Below are 10,635 nucleotides of genomic sequence, written 5' to 3' on the forward strand. Positions count from 1 at the left end.
CGTAGACCATTAAAAGGAATTTCTCTGTTGACTTCCTCAAAAACATTTAAGAAACGTGTTATTGACTCGTCATAAGTTGCATGTAAACGGAATGGCCAACGGTTTTCCACCAATAGAGAAATTACTTTCTTTAAGTCAGCTTCCATCACCGTAGCTAGTTCGGGCCGCGGCATTTGAAATTTTTCAAAATCGGCTGCCGAGAATACTAACATTTCTCCGGCACCATTCATTTTATACTTATCATTTCCTTGACCCGGAGAAACAATTTTTGCCCATGAAGCAAAGTCTTCATATTCATGATTTGGATTTTGCGTAAATAGATTATACGCAATACGCAAAGTTAATTGATTCTTCTCGGCTAAATGTTCAACAACTTTGTAATCATCAGGATAATTTTGGAATCCACCACCTGCATCAATGGCACTTGTGATACCTAATCTATTTAATTCGCGCATAAAATGGCGAGTTGAGTTAATCTGGTCGTCAAAATTAAGTACTGGAGCTCTCCCCAAACTTGAATAAAGAATAGAAGCGTTAGGATTAGCAATTAAAAGACCCGTTGGATTACCTCGTTTATCCCGGTCAATTAAACAGCCCGGAGGGTCTGGGGTATCTTTTGTGTATCCCAGTGCACGCAGCCCTGCACGATTTACAAGTGCTCTATCGTAAAGATGTAGCACAAAGACAGGTGTGTCTTCAGAAACAGCATTAATTTCTTCCAAAGTTGGCATCCTTCGCTCTTTAAATTGAAATTCAGACCATCCTCCAACTACTCTTACCCACTGAGGAGCAGGTGTACGTCTTGCCTGCTCTCTAAGCATTTCCAGAGCAATAGCAAGTGATGGTACACCTTCCCAACGCAATTCCATATTATAATGTAGACCACCACGAATAACGTGTATATGAGAGTCATTCAAACCCGGAATAGCTCTCTTTCTTTTAAGATCTATTTTTTTGGTTTTTTCTGTGGCACTATCAAGAAGCTCATCTCCACCTACTGCCGTGACTAAACCATCAGTTATGGCGATAGCTGATACCTCAGGTTGAGATGGGTCAAGGGTAGTGATTTTTCCGTTATATAAGATCATATCCGGCAAATTCATATTTACACCTCATCTACTTCCTATTATTCTGTAACCATGGATGAAATATTTTACCGAGAATCGGCATGACTACCCATGATAGCAAGGAAACTATACATATAGAAACAAAAAAAGCTGATATAGTAGGATTCATATTTTTTATAATAGGTCCTATTACTTTAGGCACCAACATACTAAGAGGCCATACACCAAGAACCGTAACAATAGACATTTTCCATTTTGGCGGTGGAACTGGCGTTTTCGGAGTAACAAACCAATAAGCCAAACTGTTTTCAGTTTTGTAAGTTGGATTAGTTGCTTGAAATTGTTCTGCCTTTTTTAACAAATCTTGACGAATATCTGATTCTTGCCAAGAACGTAGATGCTCATACGTATCAAAGCGAAAAATAACAGTATACTCTCTGGATCCGTTATTGGGGACTATTAAATTTACGCCTAAATGCCCTGGGAATTTAGTAGCAGCAGCTTCGATTTCATGTCTCCATGTTTCAAACTGTTTTTCTCTACCTTCTTGAATTTCCCATGTAACAATCGTTGTTACTGGACCGCTAACATCCATTGTGTTCCCTGTATGAGTTTCTCCGACAGTCACTCTTTCTTGGTTCATAATTTCCTGCTTGGAAGCGCGCCATGCACCATAGTATATGCGTATTCTACGCCTTGACCATAAGCGCCAGTGTGTTCTTTTACAATTTCCATAACAGCATCATAAGTGTCTTTGCGTGCCCAGTCACGTTGGTATTCAAGTAAAACTTGGATTGCTGTCACTGGAATTGCACCAGCTTGTTCTACACGACGCATAGCAGCGTTATGTGCTGTCAAACTAGTACCACCTGAAGCATCATCAACTGCATAAACTTCATAGCCAGCTTTAATTGCTTCAAGCACAGGGAATGCAAGGCAAACTTCAGTCCAAAGTGCTGCAAATATCAATTTCTTTCTACCTGTTGCCTTAACTGCCTCAACAAATTTTGAATCTTCCCAAGAGTTCATTGAACTACGTTCTATAATTTCATGGTTTGGGAATATATCAAGAATTTGTGGCCAAAAATAACCAGAAAAGCTGCGTGTTTCAACTGTAGTAAGAATAGTAGGTACGTTAAAAGTTTTTGCTGATTTAGCAAGCAGCATAACGTTATTAATCAATGTTTGTCTGTCAATACTTGCAACTCCAAAAGTCATTTGAGGCTGAAAATCAATCAAAATTAATGCACTGTTCTCCGGATTTAACAATTCTAAATTACTCATAATAAAACGCTCCTTTTTTTAATTGTTTCAAATTGAGTTTTTTAAAAGTAATGTATTTTCTGTTAATTAAAACTGTAATCGTAAAAATAAAAGCTTTGCTATACTTTTTAATTTCAAAGAGAGCGCTGATTTAATCAGCGCTAAATTTATACTATCCACTTTTTAAAAAGTGATTTAAAGCTATTTCTTTGGAATACATTTATGCATTTTGTTTACTAAGATCTCGCTGAGCTCCCATATAGCTTCCGATTATATTTTGATAGCCTGGAAGATTACTAGCAAGCAGATTGCCAAAACCTTCGACATCGTTGCGCCAATCGCGTTGTAATTCGCAAGCTACGCTAAACCAGTTCATAAGCTGCACGCCACTATATGCCATACGAGTATTGGCAGCATCTGCAACTTGTTTACTAAAAGTTCCTGAAGCATCAGTAACAGCAAATACTTCATACCCAGCTTTTATAGCAGAAAGTGCCGGGAAAGCAACGCAAACATCTGTAACTACGCCCGCGATGATAAGTTGTTTTTTTCCAGTTTCTTCGATTGCTTTTACAAAATCATCATTATCCCATGCGTTAATTTGTCCAGGTCGAGCTATTTTTGGTGCGTGAGGAAAGAGATCAACCAATTCTTGCATTAAAGGTCCGTTAGGTCCATGTTCAAAGCTTGTTGTTAAAATAACTGGTAAATCAAAAAACTTAGCAGTTTGAGCGAGAGCTAAAACATTGTTCTTGAATTCATCAACACCATAGTCACGTACTAGTCCGGACATAAGACCAGTTTGATGATCCACTAAAAGAACAACAGCATCATCTTTGTTAATACGAGAATAGAGATCAGACATTATGTATTCCTCCTAAAAAATTAAGTAATCGAAGAAAGTTTAAAAAATGGAATAGTATCATAAATTTCTTCGTTTGTTACGATTAGTTTATAAATAAATTGATCGTTAATATAAATTTATCCATAAACTTAGGATTAGAACAAGGTTTTTATTCTCTATTGCTGTAAGATGACAAGACTCACCATGTAGAATGTGTCTAAATTCTAATAAAAAAGAGTTTGTGTCAAAACACAAACTCTTTTTTATTATTAGAAATAACGCAATTGAGATATCTATATATTAACAATTTGTTTCTTACAATTCCATACTTCTCATGTTGAGAAATAATAAATTAGTAATTTAATAAAACTTAAATGAATTATTGACGTAATATTTTGACTATATTACAATTAATCTCGAATTCGAGATAACTTACGAAAGATTAGTAACAATGAGAATTTATCTTTAAAGTTGTTTACATCCAATTTCCAACCGATTGAATTGAGAACAAGCTCTTTGTATGTATACAGCAGGAAATGCATGATTCTCTACAGAAAAAGAAATACAAGGTCAAATCAAAAAGAGAAAATATGCAGATTTATCCATAATTTCTGCTAATTACTTCCGAGTCTCGGATTAATAAATCAAGCGTATCGAATCTATATTTACAGTATTTGGTGGAAAGATTGTCTATATTGGAGGGCGAAGAATGGCAAAAATTACTGTAGGAACCGAAAATCAAGCACCAATTGAGATATATTATGAGGATCATGGTATAGGAAAACCAGTTGTACTAATTCATGGTTGGCCGTTAAGTGGCCGATCTTGGGAATACCAAGTTCCCGCTCTTGTTGAGGCTGGATACAGAGTTATAACATATGATCGTCGAGGCTTTGGAAAGTCATCTCAGCCGTGGGAAGGATATGAATATGATACCTTTACTTCTGATTTACATCAACTATTAGAACATTTAGATCTTCAAAATGTCACGCTTATAGGTTTTTCTATGGGCGGAGGTGAGGTAGCTCGATACATTAGTACGTATGGAACAGATCGTATTGAAAAGGCTGTTTTTGCTGGAGCAGTTCCTCCGTATCTATACAAATCAGAGGATCATCCTGATGGGGTATTTGATGATGCAGCAATTGAAGAATTCAAAAGTGGTGTGATAAATGACCGCCTTGCATTTCTTGATGAATTTACAAAGGGATTTTTCGCGGCTGGTAATCGAACAGATTTAGTTAGTGAGCCATTTCGTTTATATAATTGGGATATTGCAGCCAGTGCATCACCTAAAGGAACGCTTGATTGTATTACCGCCTTTAGTAAGACAGATTTTAGAAAAGATTTGGAGAAGTTTAATATACCTACTCTTATTATTCACGGTGACTCTGATGCAACTGTACCTTTTGAATTAAGTGGAAAACGTACATATGATTCCATTCCTGGTAGTAAACTCGCTTTAATACAGGGTGGTCCTCATGGATTAAACGCAACTCATGCAAAAGAATTTAATGAGGCATTATTAACATTTTTAAAAGACTAATCTTTAAGGAACTACCGGAGGCGGTTCAACAGCAATATCAAAAATAATAACACGAATTTATCGATTAGGGGTTTTCCAAAAAGAGTAGCGCTATCAAGTTAAGAAATACATTCTTCCCCAAAACGAAAAAAATGAACTGAACTTTTATGGAAAACTATGAAAGGATAAAATTTTTGTTTTGGGGATAATTCAAAATCTTAGGTTGATGGGCATGGGGTTCAGCCGAGATACATGTAAAAATGGGGCACAGTCTGGAAGGAATGGAATAATGTGAAGAGCAACAAGAAACACAATATATAAGGGAATATACGCGGGGCTGATTTTTTGTAAAGAAAAAGCACCATTTCGAGTGCTTAATACTTAACATATGGACCTCTGTGCTATCCCTATTAGGGGTCACCTTATATATCAACTTAAGAATGTCCCCCTCACATTTAGAATCGTTTCCGTACCTAATCTCTAAGATACAGGGGTATTCTAAAAAACTTCCTTAAAAATCCAAAAAACATATTTTAATATTATTATTTTTATAATACAATGAACTTATAAAGTTCGTAATATTCAGAAAAATATAAAGGAGGAATTATTATGGCAGCCGTAATGTCAATTTTAAAATTTTTAGGTGGAATCATTCCATTTGTTCAAGAATTTCTAAAAGCTTTTGCGTAAACTTTACTTTTTTGCAATGAATTATCATCATATAAATGATCTGTTTATCAAAGTTAAATTGATGTACAGATCATTTGTGTGAGTCTAAATGTGACTTTGAAATAAAGTTGAACTGTTTATAAAAAAGATGAACCGGAATTTCCTATCTCTATAAAGAAGGGATTTCGGTTTTTCTTGTGGATTAAGAACTTATTAAGTGATAATAAAGTTGCTCCATTAAAGGACCAGATTGTTGAAGAAAATATCTTGAAATTAAATCAAATAAATAAACCATTTAGGAGGTGACAATTAGTAATGAAACAACAAGAACACGTTATCTTTCGTGAGGTTCAGCGACCACAACAAATTTGGGTATGGATACTCATATTTGGGATCGCCACACTGATGTGGTATGGATTCATTCAACAAATTATCCTTGATACCCCGTTTGGAGATAAACCAGCTCCCAATGGTGTATTAATTGTTTTGTGGTTGTTTTTTGGGATTGCCTTTCCTGTATTAATGCTTGGGGTATTGAAACTGATCATTGAGGTCCGTGAAAAAGGTCTTTATGTTCGTTTTGTTCCTTTTCATTTTCAATATAAGCAGTACCTTTTCAAAAATATACGTCACTATGAAAGCATTACTTACAGTCCACTAAAACGATTCGGAGGATGGGGAATTCGTTTTAACCTTAAGGGTGAAAAAGCCTATAACATGAATGGAAAGAAAGGTATAGAGTTAAAGTTGAAATATAACACAGTGGTAATCGGCACTCAAAAACCGGACGAATTAAAAAAAGCATTGGACTCGGCACAAAAAGCAAAATGAAAATTAATCTTCAACAAACTGGCGCGTTTGCAGAATAAGGCTTATTAAAATGATCAAACTTTTTTCGAAATGGAGTTTTTGAAGTTGCTGTTAGATAAGGATTGAGGGATATTATTTAATCAATCTTTATTCCAAAGCTACACTAAATAATAAAAAGGCTTGATTTCCTTAAAAGGAATAAGCCTTTTTTATTATTTCTTGTAAAAAAATATATAGATGTTTTGGCCATCCCCCGAAAAGAGGAGTTAAGTTTTACATAATTATTGTTATCCAAAGATGAATGAATAATTAACAACAGAAGACACATTATCTATTTGACGACAGGCCATTTTTGTTTTCGCAGCACGTCCATCAGCTCGGTTCCTACATGCAAATTGTCCTGAACCAACTCATGGGGAGTTAATGCCATCCACTGATTTAATGACACATCAGCGAAGCGGTCACTCTTGAACATCTCTAGAAACCAAAGGCTTTCGTCACCGGTGTTTTCAATATAGTGTCCGAAAGCAAACGGTACGTATCCTACATCACCAGCACGGTAATTGAATGTGCGAGCATTACCATTACTTCCCATCACAGTCATGCGACCCATACCTGTGAGGTAATATTGCCACTCATCGTTATTCGGGTGCCAATGCATTTCCCTCATTCCGCCGGGTTTAATTTCAACCAGTGCTGCTGCGATATTAGTTGAAATAGGAAAATTTGTAGAATCAACTATTCGTACAGTTCCACCTGGGGTTACTATCGGCTTTTGTGAAAGTAGTTTATATGTAAAGCTCTCTGGCACAGTACCGTAAGGATCCGGTACTTTCTGGCTTTCCAGGGGCCCGGGTACCTGTTCTTGGAAAATATATCGTTGATGTGTTGGGATATGGACAAAGGCGTTTTCCGATACACCGAAATTCTTCGCCAATACATCTTTTGGTGTGTGCGCGAACCAATCTGAGATAGATAGGGTGTTGAGATCCGAGAAATTGCCATCATCGAAGACGAGAAGAAACTCACAGCCTTCCTCTAGTCCTTGAATTGAATGTGGAATTCCGGGGGGGAAATACCATAAATCACCTGCCTCGACATCGGCTATAAAGTTCTGCCCATTCTGGTCAACCACTGTAATACGTGCCCCACCTAAAATCATATAAGCCCACTCTACTTGTTGATGCCAGTGTAACTCTCGCACACCACCTGGTGTCAGACGCATATTAACGCCTGCAAGAGTTGTCGCAATTGGTAGTTCTCTTCTTGTCACTTCCCGGGACCAACCGCCATGATTTAATTGCATATGTGTGTCGGAGAAAGAGAACTTTAAGTTAGGAATCAATCCCGCATCAGTGGCTGGCGGAACTAGCATATCAGGATTTTCAATATCCCGCATGACGTCCCGAGGGCCAAGATCGGTTGCACCAGCGCCATCATCTCTTATAGGATGTGGTATATTTCTATACCCAGTTTTCTTCGGAAATCGTGATTCCATAAAGCATTCTCCTCTCTCATTACAATATGATAGTATACTACCTTAATTATTGATTTATGTACGATACATATGATTGCTTGTATCAATATATGATATAAACAGGTTTGGTATGCAAATATACAAAATGAAGGGAGAAACGAAGAAATGACGATATATAACCTTTTCATGTAAGGTTTACATAACCCCACTTATCAGCAGTCAATCTATCTAGAAACCTAGAAAAAGCCCCTTCAGATTTTCTTCTGAAGGGACTTTTCGTACACATAGTTATTGTTAGCGGAAGTTAAATAATCTAGAAATAATTTAACTTATCTTTTAAAAAGGTTTTATATTTTTTATCCTATCCATGCAAGAACATACATAATAGCTGTTATAACTAATACTATAACTGGTCCAACGATAAATAAACCAAACAGCAAAGATATTACAGCTTCTGTAAAGGTACGAACAGGTCCTACCTTTTTAGCTGTTTTTCTTGTATCATATTTTGTTTCTTCAAGTATTTTTTCAAGATGAGCAACTTTTTGATTTAGTTCCCGTAACTCTTTAATTACGTCTGTATCTTTTTCCATATACATCCCCCTTACAAAAGGAGTTTACCATATATAGGAAATTCGTATTCTATACATGTTTGGTTAACATAACGTAACATTATCAGCAGTACCAAATCTCAGAAAGCCCTTCATACCAATATTTTAATTAAAAACCCTGATTAGAATTTAAGATCTTGATGTAATGTACTGACCCGTGCACAACCATATTTAAGGGTTCCGCCAACCAAACGCGAATTTCGTACGCTAAGGAATTTTTAAGGCAAAAAACTAAGTTACACCGTACGTTAAGAGAGTTCCATAAACAATATTTTGAAGTTGATATGGGACTTTGTTTTTGGTAATGAGTTTTGGTAATGATTTTTGACCGTATTTCAATTAGCTTTATTAGAACCCAATGAAGTCCCTTAAACGACCATTTATGGTTCCTCAATCACGGACTAATGTATCGGATGGTCTTTTATTCTGTTCAGTAATCGAATCAAGGTCAAATTTTTAACTAAATAAATTGTGCCAATAGTTGGTTAAATTTCTCGCGTTCTTCCCAGAAAAGGCCATGACCACTATATTGAAACGGAACAAGCTGTGAATTTCTTATCTTTTCATTTAGTTCCTGAGCTTGTACAAATGGAATAACTTTGTCATGAATGCCGTGAACGATTAAAGTAGGAACATTAATTTTCGGAAGATCCGCATGTAGCTTCTCATCTCTTAATGTAGTTATAATAGCAGCTGTCGACCAACTTGCTGCTTGTAGCCCCATTTGCAAAAACCAGTCCGAAAATGGTTTAGTTATATATTGAAAGAAAAAGCCATCTGTTACGTCCTGCATCATTTTAGGCCGATCATTTAAGGTTTCTTTAAGGTAGTTATTAGCAGTTTCTGCGGTAAATCCAATTGGAGCGGCCGCATCAATAAGAACAAGCTTTGATACCCTAAAACCATTGTGACGAGACATATATCGAATTGCGATAGACCCACCGGTAGAGTGACCCACAAGAGTAAAATTGTTTATTTGAAGTGTACCAACTACTGTGCGGATATCATCTGCAAGTCTATTAAAAGTATAGCCGCTCATTGGTTTATCCGAATTGCCAAATCCCCTCCAGTCTATACCAATACAGCGATAGCCCATAGCAGGAAGAACATTAAACTGATATTCAAACTGTTTATGGCTTAACGGCCAGCCATGTAAAAATACGATGGTCTTATTTCCCCCGGGGTTAATATCTTCTACATATAAATTCACACCTGACTCTACGGTAACAAAGTATCCCATGAAGATTCCTCCCTAGTTAATATAGTTTCAATAATAGATATTCATTTTGGTTAATATAAATGAGTACCAATTCAAGTTATAGGCCAAAGAATCGAAACAGGACGGGCTTTACCAGAGAAGTTAGAGAAAATTAGCTTAGAAAACCAAGAGGTCATTGATATTCTTTTATCTTTTTTACCTGAGAAAATACCTAACGAAGCTATTAGCAGTGTGCAAAAATTGTTATTCCATCCTTCATATAAAGTTAGAACAGCTGCTATTATTGTTCTTTCAACACAACCATCATTTATAAGAAGCTCAGATATATTACTTTGTCTAACAGATAACTCTCCTAATGTGAGAATGAGAGGAATCTATGCACTTAACTTATGTCCAAACTTTTGGGAAGAATTATCGCAAATTGTTAGTATTTTAATAAACGATGAACATACTGATATTCGTTATAATGCCTGTCAGTTAGCCGCAAAAATAGGAAACAAACAATTCATTAAACCTTTAATTGATGGATTAGAAAAGGATGTTCGTCATAAAAGAATTGGTATTGTTGGAAAAAGACATTTGGCATTAGAAAAGATAACAGGTTATGAAATTAGACGTAAACTTGAATGGCAAGAGGGTAAAGATCCTTATTCTAACCGAAGTATTGATGCTTTACTAAAAATAGCAACGAAATGGAAGTCCTTTTTCAACTAATACTAATGTTAAATAAACTAAATACTTACTTCCGCTAACGAATTTTATGTAAAGGAGCTGTCCATATAGGCCTGAGCTATTTGAAAGAAGAAGATTATTATAAAAATTTATTAAAAAGATTGAGGTATGTTCGGAAGCTATTAGTTTTATGTACTATAATCCTTAACAAAATGAATTATTTTTACAGTTTTTCATACTTCTATTTCATAAATGCAAACCTATTCTAGCTTTTTAGCTCTTATTCAACATAGTAGTCCAATACATAAAAATCGGGTACAATTCTTGCTACAGAATTGTGCCCGATAGTTGAAAAATAAAATTAAAACTCTTCCCTACTGATCCATCCTCAAATTCAAATTTAGCTGTCTTTGCAAAATTTAAACCCTTAGCGAGCCACGAAACCCCCTGGCGGCATAATAGGATTCTGCTCCATTGT

The 10,635-nt window shown here is 35.9% G+C and carries 10 protein-coding genes; 3 read left to right on the top strand and 7 right to left on the bottom strand.

Annotation, left to right across the window (positions count from 1 at the left end; genetic code table 11):
- The 4 genes from BM350_RS25410 to ycaC all read right to left on the bottom strand — a co-directional run.
- Positions 1-1,103: amidohydrolase family protein (locus BM350_RS25410; protein WP_139232936.1), on the bottom strand; the 1,103-nt coding region annotated here is incomplete at its 3' end.
- Positions 1,104-1,116: 13 nt separating this feature from the next.
- The gene (locus BM350_RS25415; protein WP_090948327.1) at positions 1,117-1,710 is read right to left on the bottom strand and encodes an antibiotic biosynthesis monooxygenase; all 594 of its coding nucleotides are present in this window, start codon (positions 1,708-1,710) and stop codon (positions 1,117-1,119) included.
- On the bottom strand, positions 1,707-2,351 hold the full coding sequence (locus BM350_RS25420) for a hydrolase (RefSeq protein ID WP_090948329.1): 645 nt from the start codon (positions 2,349-2,351) through the stop codon (positions 1,707-1,709). The genes BM350_RS25415 and BM350_RS25420 overlap by 4 nt, the downstream gene beginning before the upstream one ends.
- Before the next feature lie 199 nt (positions 2,352-2,550).
- Positions 2,551-3,195, bottom strand: a complete 645-nt coding sequence (gene ycaC, locus BM350_RS25425) for an isochorismate family cysteine hydrolase YcaC (RefSeq protein WP_090948331.1) — start codon at positions 3,193-3,195, stop codon at positions 2,551-2,553.
- A gap of 688 nt (positions 3,196-3,883) precedes the next feature.
- Here ycaC and BM350_RS25430 point away from each other — a divergent pair.
- Positions 3,884-4,720, top strand: a complete 837-nt coding sequence (locus tag BM350_RS25430) for an alpha/beta fold hydrolase (RefSeq protein ID WP_090920600.1) — start codon at positions 3,884-3,886, stop codon at positions 4,718-4,720.
- 963 nt (positions 4,721-5,683) lie between these two features.
- On the top strand, positions 5,684-6,199 hold the full coding sequence (locus tag BM350_RS25435; protein ID WP_090920603.1) for a DUF6141 family protein: 516 nt from the start codon (positions 5,684-5,686) through the stop codon (positions 6,197-6,199).
- 310 nt (positions 6,200-6,509) lie between these two features.
- Here the strand turns inward: BM350_RS25435 and BM350_RS25440 are convergent, their stop codons facing one another.
- The 3 genes from BM350_RS25440 to BM350_RS25450 all read right to left on the bottom strand — a co-directional run bounded on the left by BM350_RS25440 (position 6,510) and on the right by BM350_RS25450 (position 9,506).
- Positions 6,510-7,676, bottom strand: a complete 1,167-nt coding sequence (locus tag BM350_RS25440; protein ID WP_090920606.1) for an oxalate decarboxylase family bicupin — start codon at positions 7,674-7,676, stop codon at positions 6,510-6,512.
- A gap of 335 nt (positions 7,677-8,011) precedes the next feature.
- Positions 8,012-8,248: a hypothetical protein gene (locus BM350_RS25445; RefSeq protein WP_090920608.1), complete on the bottom strand. Its 237-nt coding sequence runs from the start codon at positions 8,246-8,248 to the stop codon at positions 8,012-8,014.
- A gap of 478 nt (positions 8,249-8,726) precedes the next feature.
- Positions 8,727-9,506, bottom strand: coding sequence for an alpha/beta fold hydrolase (locus BM350_RS25450; RefSeq protein ID WP_090920610.1), 780 nt, complete (start codon positions 9,504-9,506; stop codon positions 8,727-8,729).
- Between the two features lie 210 nt (positions 9,507-9,716).
- On the opposite strand from BM350_RS25450, the gene BM350_RS25455 reads away from it, so the two are divergent.
- Positions 9,717-10,199, top strand: a complete 483-nt coding sequence (locus BM350_RS25455) for a HEAT repeat domain-containing protein (RefSeq protein ID WP_139207792.1) — start codon at positions 9,717-9,719, stop codon at positions 10,197-10,199.
- Positions 10,200-10,635: the final 436 nt, after the last annotated feature.

This window comes from Bacillus sp. 103mf (assembly GCF_900116295.1).
Lineage (GTDB): Bacteria > Bacillota > Bacilli > Bacillales > Bacillaceae_G > Bacillus_A > Bacillus_A bruguierae.